This window comes from Rhizorhapis sp. (genome assembly GCF_035276005.1).
Taxonomy (GTDB): domain Bacteria; phylum Pseudomonadota; class Alphaproteobacteria; order Sphingomonadales; family Sphingomonadaceae; genus Rhizorhapis.
On sequence record NZ_DATEMB010000007.1, the window covers coordinates 36,122 to 54,853 of the forward strand.

Sequence of the window (18,732 nt, forward strand, 5' to 3'; positions counted from 1 at the left end):
AACGCTTCAGACGACCTCTCTGGCGGCTCGTGTCTACCAGCAACCACCGCCGCAGCACCCCCTCGCCAAGCTTCGAAAGCGCTGCTATTCCCATCGCCGATGAGTGAATTTTCCGATCCGTTCGACCAGATTGTCGATCATCCCTTCGACGCCGCTCTTTCCGAACGCTACCTGGTCTATGCCCTATCGACCATTACTGCGCGGTCCTTGCCCGACTTGCGCGACGGGCTGAAGCCAGTGCATCGCCGCCTGCTCTGGGCGATGCGGCTGTTGCGGCTGGACCCGGCGAGCGGTTACAAGAAATGCGCCCGCGTCGTAGGCGATGTCATCGGCAAATATCACCCGCATGGCGACGCGTCGGTCTATGACGCGATGGTGCGGCTCGCACAGAGCTTTTCTCTGCGTTACCCGTTGGTCGATGGGCAGGGCAATTTCGGCAACATCGACGGCGATAATGCCGCTGCCTATCGCTACACCGAAGCGCGGCTGACCCAGGTTGCGATCGACCTGATGGCGGGCCTCGACGAAGGAACGGTCGAGTTCCGCCCGACCTATAATGGCGAGGATGAGGAACCGGAAATCATGCCGGGCCTTTTCCCCAACCTGCTCGCCAATGGCGCGAGCGGTATCGCTGTCGGCATGGCGACCAACATTCCTTCGCACAATGTCGCCGAAATCGCCGATGCCGCCATGCTGCTGATCGATCAGCCAGAGGCGACCCATGAACAGGTGATGGCGCTCGTTCAGGGGCCTGACTTTGCCACGGGCGGGATCGTGGTGGACAGCGCGGCGTCCATCAGCGAGGCCTATGCCACCGGCCGCGGCGCTTTCCGTGTCCGTTCGCGATGGCACAAGGAGGATGAAGGACGGGGCACCTGGGTCGCGGTAGTCACCGAAATCCCCTATCAGGTGCAGAAATCCAAGCTCATCGAACAGATTGCGCAGTTGATCGCGGACAAGAAGCTGCCGATCCTGGCGGATGTGAGGGATGAATCGGACGAAGAGGTCCGCATCGTGCTGGAGCCGCGCGCCCGCACCGTCGACCCCGATGTGCTGATGGACAGCCTATTCCGGCTCACTGACCTGGAAAGCCGCGTTTCACTGAACCTCAACGTGCTGGATGCCCAGCGCACGCCGCGCGTCATGGGACTGCGGGAGGTCCTATCGGATTGGCTGAAGCACCAGATCGAAGTGCTGGTCCGCCGCTCGCAGCATCGCCTGGAAAAGATCGATGCCCGCATGGAGCTGCTGGACGGCTATATCATTGCCTTCCTGAACCTTGACCGCGTCATCGAGATCATTCGTACGGAAGACGAGCCCAAGCCAGTGATGATGGCCGAGTTCCACCTTACCGACCGGCAAGCCGAAGCAATCCTCAACATGCGCTTGCGGTCCTTGCGCAAGCTGGAGGAGATGGAGCTTCGGCGCGAACGGGACGATCTGGCCGCCGAGCGGGAAGGGCTGGTGAAGCTCATTGAAAGCCCCGCAAGGCAGCGCACGCGGCTGAAAAAGGACCTCACGGCCCTTCGCGAACGCTATGGGCCGGAGACGCAGCTCGGCCGCCGCCGCACGACTGTTGAAGAGGCAGCACCGGCGCGGGAAATTCCTTTGGAAGCGATGGTCGAGCGGGAGCCGGTCACCGTCATCATGTCGCAACGCGGCTGGATTCGCGCGATGAAGGGACATGCAGACCTTGCCGCCCGCGACCAGTTCAAGTTCAAGGAAGGCGACGGTTTCGCTTTCGCTTTCCATTCACATACGACCGACAAGCTGCTGCTCGCCTGCGGCAACGGCCGCATCCATACCCTGGGGGCTGACAAGCTGCCGGGAGGCAGGGGGTTTGGCGAGCCGGTCAGGATGATGGCAGATCTTGAGAATGAAGCGGAGATTGTCGCGCTGCTGCCTGCCCGGCCGGGGGGAAGATTGCTGTTGGCCGCCGATAACGGCCGCGGTTTCATTGCCAATATCGACGAAATCATCGCCGAAACGCGGAAAGGCCGGCAGGTGGTGAACCTGAAGCCACACTCGAAGCTGAAGGTGGTGCGCCCGGTGGGAGCGCTGGCAGACTATGTCGCGGTGATCGGCGAAAACCGGAAACTTGTGGTGTTTCCTTTGAGCGAACTTCCGGAGATGGCCCGGGGGCAGGGCGTGCAACTGCAACGCTATCGCGACGGCGGCTTGTCCGACGCGATCACTTTCCGGCTGGACGAAGGGCTAAGCTGGGCCATGGGCGGCGACAGCGGGCGCATCCGCACCGAAACGGACCTGACGCCCTGGCGCGTGGCCCGCGGGGCGGCCGGTCGCATGCCGCCAACCGGCTTTCCGCGAAACAACCGCTTTTGATCCCTGCCATTTGGACAGCGGCTGTCTGGGACGTCCATCCAAGGCATGCTGGTGAACGGTTTTTTTGCCGTTAAGGAAAAAAATCGGGTGATTCAGCAATAATTTACGTGGGCTGTCGTAACTAGCCCATATGGTCGCGCTCAAGGCAGATAGAGGAGCTGATATTGCGGGCGTGCAAGCGCGTGCAATCGAAGCCGCTATCATTCCGTTCCAGGGAGGCGACGCTGCGCCTGACTGGCTGGCGGCATTGCCCGTTGCCGCAGCGATCATCTGCCTGTGCGGCAACGACATGACGATTGAGGCCTTCAATTCCGAATATGCCTCGGCCTCGTTGGATCGGGCGCAAGAGTGGATGGCCACCAAAGGTGCAAAGCGGCCAGGGATTTATGCGGACGTTGTGAGCTTCATGCGATCGGACCGGTCCTCGCAATCCTTCGACCTGCACCGGGAAGGTTGGCTGGGTCCTCAATATTTCACTTGCTCGTTGGGGCGTCTGGCCGACCGGGCGGATGGCGCACGGCGTTTCCTGGCGATCCACATTGATCGAACCAGCGAGCGGATGACGGAAAAAAATCTTCGCCGCGAACTGGTTTCGGACAGCCTGACCGGCCTTCCCAACCGAACCGGCTTTGGCGAGGACATAGATGCATGCCTTGCCGATATGGACCGGTTGCCCGTCAGCCAATATGCGGTCCTCGCCATCGATCTGGTCCGTTTCAGCCGTATCAACGAGTCTCTGGGGGCTGTGGCGGGCGATGAACTCATCATCACAGTAGCCCGGCGCCTCAAGTCCAGCTTGAGGCAAGGCGACATATTGGCGCGGCTTGGCGGAAATGAGTTCGGCATCTTCGCCCGGCTGAACAATGGTTTATCCGACGCCCTTCAAATCGTGGAACGGCTGAATAGCGCGCTGGCTGCGCCTTGCCGCCTGTCCAATCTTCAGCTCAGCATAGAGGCCGCGATCGGTTGCGCGATCTCAAACCCGCAGGAATGCGGCCCGGAGGATGTGGACGACATTCTTCGTCAGGCGCAGGTCGCGATGAAGCTGGCAAAGAAGAGCGGTAAGCTGGAAATCTATCGCCCCGGCGCCTTGCGGAAGGCCCGCGACCGCTTTGATCTGGAAAGCAAGCTGCGGGAGGCCCTGGCGAGCGGCAGGCTGCGCATGGCCTATCATCCGCTCATCGATCTCCAGAGCGGATCGGTGACCGGCTTTGAAGCGCTAGCTCGGTGGGAAGACCCTGAGCGCGGCGAAATTTCACCCAGTGAGTTCATTCCCGTCGCCGAAGAGTCAGGGCTGATCATCCCGCTTGGCCGCTGGGCAATGCACGAAGCGTTGCAGACCCTGGCGCAATGGGACAGCAAGCGGGGCAAGCCATTGCCGGTTGGCGTCAACGTCAATCTTTCCCCAATTCAAATGGCGCGTGACGATGTCCCGGCGGTCGTCGAGGAGGCACTGCGCTACTCCGGCATTGCGGGTAACAGATTGACGGTGGAGCTGACGGAAAGCGCAATCATCGCCGATCCTGACAAGGCCCGGCAGGTCCTCACGGCGCTGAAAACTCAATATGTTTCCGTCGCGATGGACGATTTCGGCACTGGCTTTTCCAACCTCGCCAGCCTCCACCGACTGCCCATAGACATATTGAAGATCGACCGCAGCTTCGTCGGCGAAATGCTGAACGACCAGGATAAATGCGCAATTGTTGAGGCCATATTGTCACTGGCCAGGTCGCTGAAGCTTCGCACGACCGCCGAGGGTATTGAAAGCCCGGAACTTTGTGCCGCACTCGCGCAATTTGGCTGCGATCAGGGCCAGGGCTTCCATTTCGCTCAGCCTATGCCGCCGAAAAAAGCCTATGAGTTCTGGCTGTCCTGCAACAATTGATCCACTATTTCGTCGGCAATAGCATTGACGCGCTCTGCGCCGGGATAATCTTCATCGATCCAGCGCTGCTCGACTTTTTGCAAGGCGCGGGCGACGAGAGGACCGGCAGCAAGACCCTTTTTGACCAGTGTGCCTCCCCCGATCGGAAGGCTGGGCTTTTCCCAGCTCAAAAGCCCGCGAGCGTCGGCGATGGGCCGGCTGCTGTCCAACAGCAGGCGATCCACGGCGCTTTCCCTGCCGATCCGATAGGCAAGTTCGGCTGGTTTATGGATATGAGACCAGGCCGCATCATGCGCGAGGGCCAGCCGCTTGCGTGCCTTGTTGGACAATTTGAGGCGGGCGCCCACTGCATCTGCGGTTCGGCTGTCCGGCTGTAACAGGGCCGCAAGACGGCGCAAGGAAGACGGCTCAGCGCCGGAGCCACTCTCACGCTCGATAAGCCTCGCCAGCCGGTCCAGGCCCGATCGTTCGATTTCCGGCAACACCGGGGCAAAGATGCTCCCATCGACCATCAGGCGGAGGGCGGGCAGGGGATCGCTCACCGCAAGAAGTTTCATCAGTTCATCGGCAATGCGCTCGCGCGACAGGGCCATCAGGCTGTTCGTCTTGGCCACGCAGACGCGATAGTCTTCCGCCTGTGGGTCAGGGATGCCGAAGCGCGCAAGGAAACGGAAATAGCGGAGGATGCGAAGATGATCTTCCTCGATCCGCTCGGCGGCGTTGCCGATGAAGCGGATACGCTTTTCCTCAAGGTCCTTGAGGCCGCTGAAATAATCGCTGATCTCTCCCGATAGGGGATCGGCGTAAAGCGCGTTGATCGTGAAATCGCGTCTTGCTGCGTCTTCCCGCCAGTCATCGCTATAGGCGATCGTAGCGCGCCGCCCGTCGGTCTCCACGTCGCGGCGCAGGGTCGTTATCTCCACCGGCCATCCACTCAGCACCGCCGTGACCGTTCCGTGATCGATCCCTGTGGGAACGGCCTTGATCCCGGCATTCTGCAGCCGGTTCATGACATGCTGAGGCAGAAGCCTGGTGGCAATATCAACGTCGGATACCGGCAGGCCCAGCAGGCTGTCGCGTACGGCCCCGCCCACATAGCGCGACATCCCTTCCCCAGCCTCAAGCACCTGAAGCAGGTGATCGAGGCCGGTCCGGTGGCGCCATTCCATATCCGGCAATGTCCGCGTCACCAGCCCAACCTCTTGCGCAGGTTGACAAGGATCGCCGCAGTCACGCCCCATATGCGCCGGTCCTTCCACAATATCTCATAATAGGGGCGCTGCTCGCCTTGAAATTCTATCCAGCGTCTAACCTGATTTTCGGGGTCCAGCGCATATTCCAGCGGCATTTCGAACCAGTCGGCGACTTCATGGGCATGAGGGACAAGGGGCAGGTCCGGCGGCACGACGGCAAGGACGGGGGCGATGTCGAAGCCTGTGAAGGTATGATAGCGGTCGGAAACGCCGATCACCTCCACCATGGAGCGGGGCAGGGAAATCTCCTCCTCCGCCTCCCGAAGGGCGGCATCAATCTCGTTCGCATCGCTATCGTCTACGCGGCCTCCGGGAAAGGCGATCTGCCCGGCATGTTTGCGCAAATGCGCGGTCCTTTGAGTGAGGATCAGGCCAGGTTCGGGCCGGTCGGTGACCGCGATCAGGACTGCCGCAGGCGCCAGAACAATGTCGGGCGTGATGCGCGGATCCCGCGTATCAGAAATTATCCCCGGCCCCTTCTCATGGCCATTTTGGAGAGCGGTGCGCAGCCGTTCGGCAAGTCTCATGCCGCCGCTTCCATCGCGAAGAATTCAGCTTCGCTCCAGAGGCCCAGCGGGACATGCGCTTCCTCGATGGCGAGATTGGCCAGTTCATAATAGACCGGCCTCGACACCAGCGCTTCCAGTCCTCCGCGCACGTGCAGATAAGGATGGGTTCCGTGGCCCCGGTCCTCAAAGCAAAGGCGATGGCCGGCATCCGCAACCACCAGATCGCCGCTGTTCAGGCGAAAAGCCAGGCGGCGTTCGCGTCCTTCCCCTTCCGTATGTAGCTCTACCGCCAGAAAGGGTGCGTCCTCCACATCGATATCCAACTTTTCCGCCGGGGTGACGAGGACATGGCGGCCATCCGGTTCCCGCCGCAAGATGGTGGAAAACAGGCGGATCATGGCAAGCCGGCCGATTGGGGAGCCCCGGTAAAACCACGTGCCGTCCTTCGCAATCCGCATGTCGCTATGGCCGCAATGCGTGGGGTTCCACTGATCGACCGGGGGCAGTTTCCGCTGCTCGGCCAGACTCGCAATTTCGGCAATCGAAAGCTTTTCCAGATCTATGGATGGGTCCGTCCGCATTCCGGGGAGATAGGATGTTGCGGGGGAGAAGGAAAGGCTTGTTGTCCGGGATTGTCATGGCCCTCCCGCAAGCGGAAGGGGAGTAATCCGGCATCAGCAGGCCGCGCGCAGCCCTGCGACGCGCGGGCCGAGCTTCCCTGCTCCGGGAAGGGGGCTGCCATCGATCGATTGCGCAAGCAACCGGTGACGTTCCACTGGTCCGGGCACTTCCCAAGCCGCAGTGCCAGCCGCGGAGAAGCCGAAGAAGCGGCCATAATATTCAGGATCGCCGATCATTATCAGCGGTTCGCATTGGCGCGCCCGCGCTTCGTCCATCAGCCGGTGCATCAGTTTCCTGCCGATGCCCCCCTGCTGGAGTGTTGGCTGCACTGCGACGGGCCCCACCATGATCAATGGGTGCTGCTTGCCTGCCGCATCGGTCAGCGCCACCGGCCAGCTCTGGAGCAGGCCCACCATATTGTCCCGCCCATCGAGCGCCGCAAAGCTGAGCGAGGCGACCGGCAACATGCCATCACGGATCGCATAGGCCGTCCGCTTCTGCCTGCCCGGGCCAAAGGCGGCATCAAGCAGCGCTTCGACAGCGCTATCGCTTTGCGTGGAGAGGGCTGTTATGTGCGTCAATTCTTGCGATTCCGTCAGTTCGCGGGCATCAGCGCCGCAAGCGCGGGGCTTTTAGCGACCTTTGCGCAAAATTAAAGCGCAATTTGGAACGAAGGAATGAAGGCGGCATGAACGGGGAAGGGGACTATCTGGTCCTGGAGGTCGATGATCTGGACGTCGATGTGCTGACCGGCATCTATTCGGAGGAAACTCACCTGCCGCAGCCATTGCGGATCAGCGTGCGTGCCACGTTGGAAATGGCGGACCGTTACGCCCCGGATACGCATCTCAACCATTCCAAAAACTATATGGACCTGAAGCATGCCGCCTCCACCGCGCTGCCGCAGGGACAGCATTTCACCTTGATCGAGGCGGTTGCCGAGCACATCATCGAAACGATCTTTCTGCAGGACCGCAAGGTGAAGCATATCGAGGTGAAGATCGTGAAGCTGGCGCTTTCCGAGCGGGGCGAATCCATCGGGATCACCATGGGCCGCGCCCGGAAATGAGAAGCGTTTCGCTGAGCGACCGGTTTCCGCTTGGCAAAATCGCGGCAAATGGCCTGAAGGCGCTTGGCTGGTCGATCGCGTCGGCTACCCAGGCCAGGGCGGACTTGCGTGTGGAACTGCTCAAGGATGCGCCGTCTCCCTCGCTGCCGCAAGGGGAGTGGGGAACGTTCATTCTGCTGGCAGCGGCGCCGGATCGGCTCCGCATTTCCGAACTCTCGCTTCAAGTACAGAAACTGGCCGTCCAGGCGGCGCCCGCACGGCGGGTGAACGCCGTAGCGGTTGCCCAAGGGTGGGAAAAGGATGTTCCGGCTGTCCTCGATTGGCTGGCAGATGCCGATATGGTGACCGGACAGATTATTCTGCTCAGCGGGGAACCTGGACCTGCCATTCCGCTTTGACGCCCTTTACTTTCCTGACCGATCTCAGGAAGAAAGCGCGCTCTAGAGTGATTTTGAGCCAGATGGAATCATCTGGCGGCTCGGAAATCACGGAAAACAAAAAAGTTTAGGCTCGCGCCGGTTCGATCAGGACCGGAGCGAGTCAGAGGCTTCGGCAGGGACCTTCATGACTAACAGAAGCAATTCGGCCCTCGGCAATTTCCACGCAATCAATATCGAATCAAAGCTCTCGTCCCTCTGGTCATCCACTACTGACTGGGTGGCGACGAACAGCGTGGACATTGCCCTTGCGATGCTGGTGGGGATCGGCATCTATCTGCTGCTGGGTCTCGGCCGCAGTTTTGGCATGCGGCTTCGGAACCGGCGGGACCCGCTGGGTCTTGCCCCGATCATCGGCAGGGTCGCTGCCAAGACCGGGCAGTTCTTCCTGATCATGGTATCGGCCAAGCTGGTGGCAGGGCACACAAGCCCGCCGCCGCTGCTTGCCGAGGGGATCGCTTTTCTCTTCACCATTTCCGCCGTATTTCAGGGCGCGATCTGGTTGCGCGAACTCATCATGGGCGTGTTGGAGCGGCGCGCTAGCGATGGCGTTTCCGGAGAGACGCTTGCCAATGCCATGGGCGTGATCCGCATCGTCGTCACGGTGGCGCTGTTTGCGATTGCGGCGGTTGTCGTTCTCGACAATCTGGGCGTCAATGTCACTGGCCTGGTCGCTGGCCTCGGCATTGGCGGCATTGCCATAGGTCTTGCCGCGCAAGGCATTTTCTCTGATCTTTTCGCGGCCCTCTCCATCATATTTGACCGCCCCTTCCTGAAGGGGGAAACGATCAACTATGACCAGACCACGGCCACGGTAGAGAAAATCGGGCTGAAGAGCACGCGGCTGCGGGCGATTACGGGTGAAAAGAAGATCATTTCCAACACCAATCTGCTGTCGAAGGAAATCACAAGCTATGCCGGGCTTGATCACCGGCGGATGAAGTTCCCGATCGGTGTCATTTATCAGACCGATCCGGCAGTGGCGGACCGCATTCCGGCACTGTTGAAGGAAATCGTTGACAGCCATGGCGCGGTATTCATCCGCAGCGGCTTTGTTGGTTTTGGGCAAAGCTCGCTGGATTTCGAAGTGGAGTTCGACGTGTTCGATCCCGATTATGAGCAGGTGTATCAGATGCGCCACGCCATCGGTCTCGCTATACTCCGGCGTTTCAAGCAGGAAGGCATTGAATTTGCCTATCCGACGCAGACAACCTTCACGGCTGCGCCGGATGGCGCCATGATCATGCCATATCCGGTAAAGACGTAGCTGCCGCGAGATTGCGGCTTCTGCCTTTCCGGTTTTGTTGCAGATGACCGGGCGAAGACGCCATTCCACCAACCATTTTTTCCGTCGTCGCTGCGAAGGCAGGGACCCAGCTTTTCTTAAAAAAACGCAGCTAAATAGGCAGCGGGGTCCCTGTCTGCGCAGGGACGAGCTTCATAATAATCCCGCTATTTCCTCTCACCCGCGCTTCCGCGCCTCCGTGTGATCGAGGAATCCCCGGCCCAGCGCCGCCTCTGCCTCCATCATATAATCGCGTGTGATCGGCAGCGCGCGGCGGTTGCGCAGATATTGAAGCTGATAGATCACCATATTGCCATGCTCGAAGGCAGTGGCCGAGCCCGCGAGATAGAATTTCCACATGCGGTAGAAACGCTCGTCATAGAGCTTCACGATCTCGGACTTGTTGGCTTCTACCCGCTGATACCAATGGCGCAGCGTCAGCGCGTAATGGAGCCGTAGCACCTCAACGTCAGACACCATCAGCTTGTTGGGCTCGCTTGCCGTCAAAATCTCGCTCAAGGAGGGGCAATAGCCGCCGGGGAAAATATATTTACGGGTCCAGGCGTCGGTCACGCCGGGCTCGTTCAGCCTGCCGATCGTGTGAAGCAGCATGACGCCTTCGTCGGTCAGCAGATTGTGGCAATGGCGGAAGAATTCGCTGTAATGCGGCGTTCCCACATGTTCGAACATGCCGACCGAAACGATGCGGTCGAAGCGGCCTTCGACATCCCGATAGTCGATCAGTTCAAATTTCACATGATCGCTGACGCCGGCAGCCTCAGCCCGCTCCCTCGCCACCTTGAGCTGTTCTTCGGACAGGGTGATGCCCAGCACATCGACCCCGCACTTTTGATGCAGGTACAGGGCCATGCCGCCCCATCCGCATCCTATGTCCAGCACGCGCTGCCCGGGTTCCAGGGCCAGCTTGGCGGCTATATGCGCCTTTTTATCCTCCTGCGCCTGCTCCAGACCGTTTGCAGGATCGGAAAAATAGGCGCAGCTATATTGGCGGTCCTTGTCGAGGAAAAGTTCGTACAGCCTGCCTGAAAGGTCATAATGATGCGCGACATTCGCCTTTGACCTGGCGCGCTGGTTAATGCGATCGAGCTTGCCGATCAGCGCGCCGCCATATTTGCGGACGAGGTTCGGCCGTTCCAGCGGACGCCCGCTTTCCCAGCGGGTATTCGCCTGGACCAGTTCCACAAGGCCCATTATGTCGTCATTATCGACCGAATAGCGGCCGTCCATATAGCCTTCGCCCGCGCCAAGGGCAGGATTGCGCACAATGGCGCCCGCAACGCCCGGATCGTTGAGCCGGATGGTAATATCGGGCAGACCCGGTGTTGCCTGGCCGAAGCTTTGCGCCTTTCCCTTGTGATCAACGACAGTGAGCGTACCCTTAAGGATGACGCGGCGGAGAAATACGTCCAACAGGCTCATGCGCAGGACTATAACCGACTGAAAATCTATATCAATCAAATGCCGGCATACCATTCATAATTGCCGCGATCTTCCCAATAACCTCCCTTGCCGCGGCCTATCTGCGCAAAGCTGTCGACGGCTTCTACCCGCATGACATATTTGGCGTGCTTATACCCCAATTGCCGCTCCACCCGCAGGCGCAGAGGCGCACCATGCGCGATGTCCAGTCTTTTGCCGTTCAGCGCGAAGGCAAGAATTGTCTGTGGGTGGAAGGCGTCGACGAGGTCGATGCTTTCATAATAAGGGGTGGTACCCATGAAATCGGCGCAGTGAAACACAATATAGCGCGCCCGTTCCTTCATCCGCGCGGCATGGAGCAAAAGACCCAGGGATATGCCGGTCCATTTGCCGATGGCGCTCCACCCTTCCACGCAGTCATGCCGAGTGATCTGGCTTCTGCTGGGCATTGCCAGGATTTGCGGAAGGGAAAGCGACAGCGGCCGGTCCACCAGCCCGTCAATCCTCAGCCGGTAGTCCGCAAACTGGCCTTGGACCAAGGCCCTATATTCCGCAGTGTCCGGATTGCGGGTGCCGTTGGAACGGAAATAGGGGGACATGTCCTCGGGTGAAAATTCCCGGGCGAGGGCATTGCGGTCCATCAGCGTCCTTTGTGCCCAGCGATGCATATTTTCAGCGGAGAACAATGCCTCCCGGAAGCTCTCATTTCGCGCCAGCCGGTCGCATCCGGCCAGCAATCCTCCGGCTCCCGCGGCAAGGCCGCCGAGCATGCTGCGGCGTGTGATGAGGCCGCTCATGACCTGCCCTCCCGGACCTTGAATTTGCCCGTAATCATGGACCGCATTTCATTGATCGGCCCCGCGAGCACGACCATCAGGATGTGAATGACGAAGAAGGCGACAAGCAGCGCTGCGGCCAGGAAGTGAAGCGAACGCGCCGATTGCCTGCCGCCGAAGATGTCCACCAGCCACGGCCAGGCGGCATTCATGCCGGGCGCCATGGTGAGGCCTGTGAAAACCAGCAGCGGAAGCAGCAGAAATATCACCGCCACATAGCTCAGCTTCTGAAGGATATTATAGCGGAGCGCCGCTTCGCCCGCCGGAAAACGAAGCCGCGCATGATCCTTGATGTCCTGCCATAGGTGGCTTGGCCGGATATCGTCCTTTCCGATGGAAAGGTCGCAGCTGATATGGCGGTTGAAAAGGCTCCACAGCATGTAAAGCAGCAGGGCGAAGGCAAAGATCAGCGCAAAGGCGAGATGCCATCGCCGGGACATGGCCAGGCTGTAATGGCCGGGGATCGTCGCCCATGCGGGAAAGCGTTCCAGCACCAGCCAGGCCCGGTCGAAATTCGCTCCGTACTGCCCCCAATAGAGCCGGGGATGGGCGTTGAAAATGCCGAGGCCGCTCATCAGCAGGATGGTGACGCAAAGGAAGTTCGTCCAATGCCAAAGCCGCGTGGAGAGCCGGTGCCGCTTCACCAATCTCGTCTGCCCGTTCATGATCCATCCGTTCTGTTGCATAATTGTAACAATGGAAAGCCGAAAAGCGATATTTGGCTATTGTATCATGTTCATTGGGGATTCACCTGATGAGACGCAAAGGGCAGCGAAAGCGCGCTTTCTGGCCGCAAGCAGGGCGCCGGAGCGTGAAAGTAAAGCAGAATTAAAGAAGGAAATACGGATTTTTTCTCTTTTAATTTGCGTAGACGATCATAAATGACACCTGCCTCGTTCGAAGGCGACCTGAAATAACGTTCGTTAAAAGGAAGAACATGAAAACTGCAATTCTTGCAGCCGTTGCTGCTGCGTCTGTCGCTGTTCCTGCTTATGCACAGGAAGCTGGCAGCTTCGCTGGCCCTCACGCGGAAGTGCTTGCGGGTTATGATTCGCTCGACACGAACTCCGTTGCTGGAACGCCCGACGGTTTTCTCTATGGCCTCGGTCTGGGCTATGACTTCCAGGCTGGCTCGATTGTCTATGGCGTCGAGGCGGAAGTTTCCGACTCCACTACGGAGCGGACCGTTGCAGGCGTGAAGCTGGAAAGCGACCGTGACCTCTATGCCGGCGCGCGTCTCGGCTATGCCATGGGCGACACCGCGCTGCTTTATGCAAAGGTTGGCTACACCAATGCGCGCATCGACGTTGACGGCGACGGCAGCAATGGCGACGGCATCCGTGCCGGTGCCGGTCTGGACTATAAGCTGGGCGGCAATCTGTTCCTGCGCGGCGAATATCGCTATTCCAACTATGAAGCCGACATTGAGCGTCACCAGATCCTGGGCGGCGTTGGCATTCGCTTCTGATAGCGCCTGAATAAAAAGCCCGGGACGATCGCTCGTCCCGGGCAGTTTTTCCTGAAGGCCAGTTCAGGAAGCTGTTAATCAAAGAAATCGTAGATCACGTCGACGACATAGCCGTCCCGCATGTCGACCAGCAGCGCGTCGTCATAGTAGCGGATCCAGCGCAGCGAGCCGTAGGCCGGCGGCAGGCGATAGTACCAGGGGTCGTCGATCCAATAGCTGCTGCCGTAGAGCGGCGCTCCCAGGAAGATGCCGATAGAAAAGCGGCTATAGCCATAATCCCAGCCCCGCGGCGCATAGTAGCGCGGCATGCGATAGATGTGCCGGTGGCTATGGCGGTAGCTCCGCCAGTCATAGCGGTGATTGTCCCGCCAGCGATGGTCCCAGCGCCGCTGGTCCGACCAACGATTCAAGACCCGGCGGCGATCGTCGCGCCATTCGTTGCGGTCGCGCCGCCACTCGTTCCGGCCTTCCCGCCAGTCTCGGCGTTCCTGCCGCCAGTCACGACGCTCTGCATCCCCGCGGCGGCCGCTCCAATCCCGACGGTCGTCTCGGCGATCGTTCCCCCAGTCGCGATCTTCCCGGCGCTCCTGCCGCCCATCCTGTCGGTGATCACGGCGGGTCCAGTCCCGTTGCGGCTCACGCCGCTCCTGCCGCGCTTCCATCCGGTTTTCGCGGCGGTCATTCCGCCATTCGCGGCGTTCTTGCTGCCGCTCCTGGCGGGCCTCACGCCGTTCAGCGTGATCATGGCCGCGATCCTGCGCCACCGCCGAGGAAATCGGCGTGAATGCAGTAGCGGCCATCAGCCCCGCCAGCACAAACTTCTTCATTGCAGTTCCTCCAGGGGCCTCACTGGCCCCAGCATGGCAACAGGGCTACGCCCCCTGCAATGACCCTTTGCTGAACTGCGGAGTCAGGAAATAGCAAGAATCGGATGGGTGCTAATCGTTATTGGGCGAGAGGGCCGGTATGGCGCGGGCCGCGTCCTCGGGCGCGATGGCGGGTGGGGGAGCGGCCGCGACATTTTCCTCCCGCCGCAGGATCCGGCCCGCGCGCTTCACTGCCTCGCGAATACGGGGATAAGTGCCGCAACGGCAAATATTAGTGATCGCCGCCTCTATGTCGGCGTCGCTGGGATTGGGGTTTTTCTTGAGCAGTACCGCCGCCGCCATGATCATGCCAGACTGGCAAAATCCGCACTGCGGCACATTTTCCGCCGCCCAGGCCTGTTGAACAGGATGGCTGCGATCAGGCGAGAGCGCCTCGATGGTGGTGACGAACCGGCCCTCGACCGCGGCAATGCTGATCTGGCAACTCCGGATCGCTTCTCCGTCAATCTCCACCGTGCAGGCCCCGCAGTCGCCAGTGCCGCAGCCATATTTGGTGCCGGTCAGATTGGATGCGTCCCGCAGGGCCCAAAGCAGGGGAGTGGCGGGATCCATGCGGTATTGGATTGGCCGGTCGTTGACGGTGAATTTTGTCATGCCGGGGTTTCTAGACGATGATTGATCGCGTGCAAATGGCTGCCATCGGCCCTGCGACAGCTCCCCTTCCGGCAATCCGGCGGCGAACCCCTGCGAACCATGGCATTTGGATCACTATTCGGATAAGAAAGCGGGCTGTTGAGAGCAGTCCCAAGAGCTTTGGGGTTGAAATCAGCCGACTCTGCTGATAGGGCGCGCGGCATACGGCGCAGGCAATAGCTGCGACGAACCCTGTTATATGCTTTCGGTATTGTCACAGGCGGCCCCAGGTACAAGGGACGATACCGTTTTCGATTGGAGATTGACTGGCTTATGCAAATTATCGTTCGCGACAACAACGTCGACCAAGCGCTGCGGGCGCTCAAGAAGAAGCTGCAGCGCGAGGGCGTGTATCGCGAAATGAAGTTGCGCCGTCATTATGAAAAGCCGTCGGAAAAGCGTGCTCGTGAAAAGGCTGCGGCTGTTCGCCGTGCCCGCAAGCTGGAGCGCAAGCGGGCGGAACGCGACGGCGTCCGGTAAGGCGCCGCCTTTCTCCTTTTCTCTTTGATCAAAGGTATTCCGGCATGTCGGAAGTGACCGCTGTTCCCCTTCGTCCAATCGCGAAGGGGTCCCTTGTCAAGCTCTGGATTGGCGTCGCCGCGGCGGCTCTTGCCGGGGCTGGCTTGGCCTATGCCGGAACACAGGGCGTCATCGGCAAATCGGCTGCTGGCTTTCTGGCGGCCAATGCCGATGAAGAGGGTGTGGTCACCACGCAAAGCGGTCTTCAGTACAAGGTGCTGGAAGCAGGGCAGGGCGACCGGCCAACGACCGATGATGTCGCGCTCATCAACTACACGGGCATGCTGACCGACGGAAAGATCTTCGATCAGAACCAGCGGGCGCCGCTTCCGGTCGACGGCGTCGTGCCGGGATTTTCAGAAGGGCTGCAATTGATGCAGCGCGGCGGCAAATACCGCCTGTGGATCCCGCCTGAGCTCGGCTATGGCTCGAATGTGCCTGAGGGCGGGCCAATTCCGAAGGACAGCGTGCTGGTCTTCGACGTTGAGCTGCTGGATTATGTATCCAAGGCGCAGCTCATGCAGATGCAGCAGCAAATGCAACAACAGCAGGGCCAGGCACCGGCCGGCCAGTGATTTTACGCTGAGCCCGGGGCTCGTTCGCCCTCGTTTTGGCGAATGTCTTTTCAAAAAAGAAATCGCCATAAGACAGCGGGGTCCCCGCCTGCGCAGGGACGACAGGTTAAATGGTCGAAGGCGGATAAAATCCTCCGCACCTCTGCCCGAACAATTATCCGTTAGAGCGGCGGACGTGAAATTTGAATCGGTAGGAATTCCCTTGGGCTGAGATTTGTGATTCGTTCTCTTTGGAGGTGGATCATGGGCAAAAGCTTGATCTTCGGGTTCGGATTTTCACGCAGAGACGCACAGACCGGAAGGAAAAGCCCTTCCACCCTAAATTCTTGGACATAATTCTCAGGATACACGTCGTCCCTGCGCAGGCAGGGACCCCGCTGCCTTATGGCGAGAGAGCGGCCTGAGGCGAACATGTCTCGACTTCAGCCAAAGCTCAAATTTATCCGAGCGCGTGCCTTGCAGGCAGTCCAGGGGCACAAACGGAAATGGATGAGTGATCCCAGCCCGGCCAAAATATGCTCTCGTGCAGAGATTGCCGACGGTCCCAACCTCAAGCCGCCTGGCATTCGATTTCCCGCCGAGCCTTAACCTCCCGCTTACCTTCCTGTGACAAAGTGCGTCCGAGATTGGACCCGGACGGCATCATGGTTTCACAGCCCATTCCCTTTAATGACTTGCCGGACCGGTCCTATGACCGGCACAATCTGCTGATCGGCGTGAAGCTTCGCCGGGCAGGGGAGAATTGGTTCAATGCCCGTCTCTCCAATCTTTCGCCGACCGGTTTCCGGGTGCAGAGCTTTGCAAAGCTGGAACAGGAATCCGTGATTTACGTCATGCTTCCCGGCTTTGACGGCCGCAAGGCCAAGGTCATGTGGACTCGCGATCATGAAGCGGGCTGTCAATTCGAACGGCCCCTCCATCCCGCCATCTTCGACCACATTATCAGGATGAGCCGCCTTCGGGCTCGCCACGATTCAGCCTGAGGCTATCACGAATCTGGCGCGCCGTTCTGTTTGGAGCGTTCCTCCAGAAACACCTTGATCATCGCCACGATCGGATCGGCGAGGAACAGCCCCAAAATGCCAAACAGGGCGCCGAACAATATCTGCGCGCCGAGCACCAGTGCCGGAGCCAGATCGACCGCGCGCTTGGCCACCATCGGGACAATCAGATAGCCATCCACCGTCTGGACCACCAGATAAACGCCGATGGCGTAAAGTCCCGCGTCCATGCCGGCCGAAAAGCCGACGAGAACGATGAGCACGCCTGAGACGATCGCGCCGATATTGGGCAGAAAGGCCAATATCCCGGTAAGTACGCCAAGGAGCGCCGCCATTGGCACGCCGCCCAGCAACAAAAGGATCCAGGTGCCGAAGCCCTCGACGGCCATCCCGACCAGCCGGCCGAACATCAGCCGCCGCATGGTCCAAGCCATCTTGTCAGCAGTCTTGTAGAAATTGGCGCGCCGGCTCATTGGCAGCATCCAGGCCACGCCTCGCTCATAAAGCCGGGGCTCGACGGCAATGAAGATCGCCAGCACCAGCATCATGATAAGGCTGCTGATCGCCCCGACCGCAGTACTGACTGCCGCCGTCACCTTGCCGAGCGACCCCCAAATCTGGTCGATCAGCGATCGGAGATCCGTAGCGGCGGCAGTGAAGCCCTGATCGGTGGCAAAGGCGCTGATGCGGGCAATCTGAATCTGAACAATTTCCTTCATCGCCGCGGCCTGGGCGGAAAGTTGCGATCCGGTCAGCCAGACCGTCCATCCAAGGAATAGCACCAGCGCCAGAATCACGATGGTAAGCCGCCATCCCCGCTTGATCGGCAGCACGCGGCCCAAAAGGCGCGCCCCACCATCCAGCATGGACGTGATGACGAGCGCGCCGAGGATCAGCAGGATGGGCTGGGCGAGCAGGACGACCAGGGCAACAAGGATGGCCATGCCAAGCCAGATCGCGGCTTTCTGCACCTCCCGCCGAAGCAAGGGATCGTAAAGCTCCGTCGGGCCCGGAGCCTCTATATGAGACGTGTCGCCCGAATCCTGAGCAGCCTTCATCTTGTCTTGTCCTTCGCCGCCGTTGCCGGATGCAAGCTTGTACCGGCGCGGCCGCCGCGCAGGGCCGAGAGCCAGCTCAGCGGATTCCATCCGGCCGTTCCATCCAGCGAGAAACTTATGAACTCCGCCCGGCCGCCAATGGTTTCGACCGGCACAGGTCCGCCCAGACCGCCCTCCTCCAGGCTGACCCGGCTGTCCGCCGACCGGTCCCGATTGTCTCCCATCAGGAACAAATGACCTGCGGGCACCTTGATGGGACCGAACCAGTCGAGTGGCCCGCGGTCGCCCAGGTCGATCACATCATAATATCGGCCGTTGGGAAGGGTTTCCCGTTTGACCGGCAGATCGCAAAAGGGCTGGCCTTCCATCCCCAGGGTTTGGCGTCCAGGGAACTGGCCTGCCTCGCATGGCGCATTGGCATCAATGGGAAGGCGCAAATTGGGCTGTGTATCCTGCCGCACGGGCTTTCCGTTCAGGATGACCTGCCCATCGCGGATCTCTAGCAGGTCTCCCGGAAGACCGATCACGCGCTTTATGTAATCACTCCTTTTGCCGCGCGGTGTAACGATGACGATGTCACCGCGCTCCGGCAGCTTGCCCATCAGCCTGCCATGGATGAAAGGCAGCAGATGGAAGGAGGGGGACACGTAGGACCAGCCGTAGGGATATTTGGTGACCACCAGCCGATCCCCCACCAGCAGGCGTGGCATCATCGATTCTGAAGGGATGTAGAAGGGCTTGGCGACGAGGCTATGAAAGCCAAGCACAGCGAGGATCAGAATGGAAATGCTCTTCAGTTCGGCTTTCCAGTCCGTGCCCTTGTTCCCGCTTTGCCCGGACTGCTGCTGTTCCTCGCCCCGCTCCAGGTCGGCCATGTCCGCTTCCATCGACTTCATTGCCTTTCCGGCCAGAC

The 18,732-nt window shown here is 60.1% G+C and carries 20 protein-coding genes; 9 read left to right on the forward strand and 11 right to left on the reverse strand.

Annotation, left to right across the window (positions count from 1 at the left end; all coding sequences use genetic code 11):
* Window positions 1-99 precede the first annotated feature (99 nt).
* A complete protein-coding gene (gene parC / locus VJS46_RS01990) occupies window positions 100-2,343 on the forward strand; it encodes a DNA topoisomerase IV subunit A (RefSeq protein ID WP_324057669.1) in 2,244 nt (747 codons plus the stop codon).
* Window positions 2,344-2,515: 172 nt separating this feature from the next.
* On the forward strand, window positions 2,516-4,228 hold the full coding sequence (locus VJS46_RS01995) for a bifunctional diguanylate cyclase/phosphodiesterase (protein ID WP_324057670.1): 1,713 nt from the start codon (window positions 2,516-2,518) through the stop codon (window positions 4,226-4,228).
* On the opposite strand, the gene VJS46_RS02000 is transcribed toward VJS46_RS01995, so the two are convergent.
* The 4 genes from VJS46_RS02000 to VJS46_RS02015 all read right to left on the reverse strand — a co-directional run bounded on the left by VJS46_RS02000 (window position 4,198) and on the right by VJS46_RS02015 (window position 7,192).
* Window positions 4,198-5,418, reverse strand: coding sequence for a CCA tRNA nucleotidyltransferase (locus VJS46_RS02000; protein ID WP_324057671.1), 1,221 nt, complete (start codon window positions 5,416-5,418; stop codon window positions 4,198-4,200). The genes VJS46_RS01995 and VJS46_RS02000 overlap by 31 nt on opposite strands.
* Window positions 5,415-6,008, reverse strand: a complete 594-nt coding sequence (locus VJS46_RS02005) for a CoA pyrophosphatase (protein WP_324057672.1) — start codon at window positions 6,006-6,008, stop codon at window positions 5,415-5,417. The genes VJS46_RS02000 and VJS46_RS02005 overlap by 4 nt, the downstream gene beginning before the upstream one ends.
* Window positions 6,005-6,571 carry a DUF1285 domain-containing protein gene (locus VJS46_RS02010; protein ID WP_324057673.1) on the reverse strand — a complete coding sequence of 189 codons (567 nt, stop codon included), beginning with the start codon at window positions 6,569-6,571 and terminating at the stop codon, window positions 6,005-6,007. The genes VJS46_RS02005 and VJS46_RS02010 overlap by 4 nt, the downstream gene beginning before the upstream one ends.
* A 93-nt stretch (window positions 6,572-6,664) precedes the next feature.
* Window positions 6,665-7,192 (reverse strand): N-acetyltransferase, encoded by a 528-nt coding sequence (locus tag VJS46_RS02015; protein ID WP_324057674.1) that lies wholly within the window; start codon window positions 7,190-7,192, stop codon window positions 6,665-6,667.
* A 107-nt stretch (window positions 7,193-7,299) separates the two neighbouring features.
* Here VJS46_RS02015 and VJS46_RS02020 point away from each other — a divergent pair, with 107 nt between their 5' ends.
* The 3 genes from VJS46_RS02020 (at window position 7,300) to VJS46_RS02030 (ending at window position 9,384) form a co-directional block, all read left to right on the forward strand.
* A complete protein-coding gene (locus VJS46_RS02020) occupies window positions 7,300-7,680 on the forward strand; it encodes a dihydroneopterin aldolase (protein WP_324057675.1) in 381 nt (126 codons plus the stop codon).
* Window positions 7,677-8,078: a Rossmann fold domain-containing protein gene (locus VJS46_RS02025; protein ID WP_324057676.1), complete on the forward strand. Its 402-nt coding sequence runs from the start codon at window positions 7,677-7,679 to the stop codon at window positions 8,076-8,078. Before VJS46_RS02020 ends, VJS46_RS02025 begins: the two co-directional genes overlap by 4 nt.
* Window positions 8,079-8,244: 166 nt before the next feature.
* Window positions 8,245-9,384 carry a mechanosensitive ion channel family protein gene (locus tag VJS46_RS02030; RefSeq protein WP_324057677.1) on the forward strand — a complete coding sequence of 380 codons (1,140 nt, stop codon included), beginning with the start codon at window positions 8,245-8,247 and terminating at the stop codon, window positions 9,382-9,384.
* A gap of 195 nt (window positions 9,385-9,579) precedes the next feature.
* On the opposite strand, the gene VJS46_RS02035 is transcribed toward VJS46_RS02030, so the two are convergent.
* The 3 genes from VJS46_RS02035 to VJS46_RS02045 are packed head-to-tail and all read right to left on the reverse strand — an operon-like array spanning window position 9,580 to window position 12,364.
* Entirely contained in the window at window positions 9,580-10,842 is a 1,263-nt protein-coding gene (locus VJS46_RS02035; protein WP_324057678.1) for a cyclopropane-fatty-acyl-phospholipid synthase family protein, read from the reverse strand.
* A gap of 35 nt (window positions 10,843-10,877) precedes the next feature.
* Window positions 10,878-11,639, reverse strand: coding sequence for a molybdopterin-dependent oxidoreductase (locus tag VJS46_RS02040; protein WP_324057679.1), 762 nt, complete (start codon window positions 11,637-11,639; stop codon window positions 10,878-10,880).
* The gene (locus VJS46_RS02045; protein WP_324057680.1) at window positions 11,636-12,364 is read right to left on the reverse strand and encodes a cytochrome b/b6 domain-containing protein; all 729 of its coding nucleotides are present in this window, start codon (window positions 12,362-12,364) and stop codon (window positions 11,636-11,638) included. Before VJS46_RS02045 ends, VJS46_RS02040 begins: the two co-directional genes overlap by 4 nt.
* Window positions 12,365-12,615: 251 nt before the next feature.
* On the opposite strand from VJS46_RS02045, the gene VJS46_RS02050 reads away from it, so the two are divergent.
* Complete coding sequence (locus VJS46_RS02050) at window positions 12,616-13,146, forward strand: porin family protein (RefSeq protein ID WP_324057681.1); 531 nt, start codon at window positions 12,616-12,618, stop codon at window positions 13,144-13,146.
* Between the two features lie 74 nt (window positions 13,147-13,220).
* On the opposite strand, the gene VJS46_RS02055 is transcribed toward VJS46_RS02050, so the two are convergent.
* Together VJS46_RS02055 and VJS46_RS02060 are read right to left on the reverse strand one after the other, a co-directional pair.
* Window positions 13,221-13,973 (reverse strand): RcnB family protein, encoded by a 753-nt coding sequence (locus VJS46_RS02055; protein ID WP_324057682.1) that lies wholly within the window; start codon window positions 13,971-13,973, stop codon window positions 13,221-13,223.
* 111 nt (window positions 13,974-14,084) lie between these two features.
* Window positions 14,085-14,627: a (2Fe-2S)-binding protein gene (locus VJS46_RS02060; protein WP_324057683.1), complete on the reverse strand. Its 543-nt coding sequence runs from the start codon at window positions 14,625-14,627 to the stop codon at window positions 14,085-14,087.
* A gap of 312 nt (window positions 14,628-14,939) precedes the next feature.
* On the opposite strand from VJS46_RS02060, the gene rpsU reads away from it, so the two are divergent.
* From rpsU to VJS46_RS02075, 3 genes are all read left to right on the forward strand, one after another.
* Window positions 14,940-15,146, forward strand: coding sequence for a 30S ribosomal protein S21 (rpsU, locus tag VJS46_RS02065; RefSeq protein ID WP_004208618.1), 207 nt, complete (start codon window positions 14,940-14,942; stop codon window positions 15,144-15,146).
* A gap of 44 nt (window positions 15,147-15,190) precedes the next feature.
* Window positions 15,191-15,760 carry an FKBP-type peptidyl-prolyl cis-trans isomerase gene (locus tag VJS46_RS02070; RefSeq protein ID WP_324057684.1) on the forward strand — a complete coding sequence of 190 codons (570 nt, stop codon included), beginning with the start codon at window positions 15,191-15,193 and terminating at the stop codon, window positions 15,758-15,760.
* Window positions 15,761-16,404: 644 nt separating this feature from the next.
* Complete coding sequence (locus VJS46_RS02075; protein WP_324057685.1) at window positions 16,405-16,743, forward strand: PilZ domain-containing protein; 339 nt, start codon at window positions 16,405-16,407, stop codon at window positions 16,741-16,743.
* Window positions 16,744-16,748: 5 nt separating this feature from the next.
* Here VJS46_RS02075 and VJS46_RS02080 read toward each other — a convergent pair whose 3' ends face one another.
* Together VJS46_RS02080 and lepB are read right to left on the reverse strand one after the other, a co-directional pair.
* Entirely contained in the window at window positions 16,749-17,819 is a 1,071-nt protein-coding gene (locus VJS46_RS02080) for an AI-2E family transporter (RefSeq protein ID WP_324057686.1), read from the reverse strand.
* Window positions 17,816-18,715 (reverse strand): signal peptidase I, encoded by a 900-nt coding sequence (lepB, locus tag VJS46_RS02085; protein ID WP_324057687.1) that lies wholly within the window; start codon window positions 18,713-18,715, stop codon window positions 17,816-17,818. The genes VJS46_RS02080 and lepB overlap by 4 nt, the downstream gene beginning before the upstream one ends.
* Window positions 18,716-18,732 lie beyond the last annotated feature (17 nt).

Coding starts and splice junctions, on each gene's coding strand:
- VJS46_RS02070 (WP_324057684.1), top strand. CDS start 15,191: ATGTCGGAAGTGACCGCTGTTCCCCTTCGTCCAATCGCGAAGGGGTCC.
- VJS46_RS02045 (WP_324057680.1), bottom strand. CDS start 12,364: ATGCAACAGAACGGATGGATCATGAACGGGCAGACGAGATTGGTGAAG.
- VJS46_RS02080 (WP_324057686.1), bottom strand. CDS start 17,819: ATGAAGGCTGCTCAGGATTCGGGCGACACGTCTCATATAGAGGCTCCG.
- VJS46_RS02060 (WP_324057683.1), bottom strand. CDS start 14,627: ATGACAAAATTCACCGTCAACGACCGGCCAATCCAATACCGCATGGAT.
- VJS46_RS02055 (WP_324057682.1), bottom strand. CDS start 13,973: ATGAAGAAGTTTGTGCTGGCGGGGCTGATGGCCGCTACTGCATTCACG.
- VJS46_RS02030 (WP_324057677.1), top strand. CDS start 8,245: ATGACTAACAGAAGCAATTCGGCCCTCGGCAATTTCCACGCAATCAAT.
- VJS46_RS02005 (WP_324057672.1), bottom strand. CDS start 6,008: ATGAGACTTGCCGAACGGCTGCGCACCGCTCTCCAAAATGGCCATGAG.
- rpsU (WP_004208618.1), top strand. CDS start 14,940: ATGCAAATTATCGTTCGCGACAACAACGTCGACCAAGCGCTGCGGGCG.
- VJS46_RS02075 (WP_324057685.1), top strand. CDS start 16,405: ATGGTTTCACAGCCCATTCCCTTTAATGACTTGCCGGACCGGTCCTAT.
- VJS46_RS02010 (WP_324057673.1), bottom strand. CDS start 6,571: ATGCGGACGGACCCATCCATAGATCTGGAAAAGCTTTCGATTGCCGAA.
- VJS46_RS02020 (WP_324057675.1), top strand. CDS start 7,300: ATGAACGGGGAAGGGGACTATCTGGTCCTGGAGGTCGATGATCTGGAC.
- VJS46_RS02025 (WP_324057676.1), top strand. CDS start 7,677: ATGAGAAGCGTTTCGCTGAGCGACCGGTTTCCGCTTGGCAAAATCGCG.
- parC (WP_324057669.1), top strand. CDS start 100: ATGAGTGAATTTTCCGATCCGTTCGACCAGATTGTCGATCATCCCTTC.
- VJS46_RS02035 (WP_324057678.1), bottom strand. CDS start 10,842: ATGAGCCTGTTGGACGTATTTCTCCGCCGCGTCATCCTTAAGGGTACG.
- VJS46_RS02050 (WP_324057681.1), top strand. CDS start 12,616: ATGAAAACTGCAATTCTTGCAGCCGTTGCTGCTGCGTCTGTCGCTGTT.
- VJS46_RS02040 (WP_324057679.1), bottom strand. CDS start 11,639: ATGAGCGGCCTCATCACACGCCGCAGCATGCTCGGCGGCCTTGCCGCG.
- lepB (WP_324057687.1), bottom strand. CDS start 18,715: ATGAAGTCGATGGAAGCGGACATGGCCGACCTGGAGCGGGGCGAGGAA.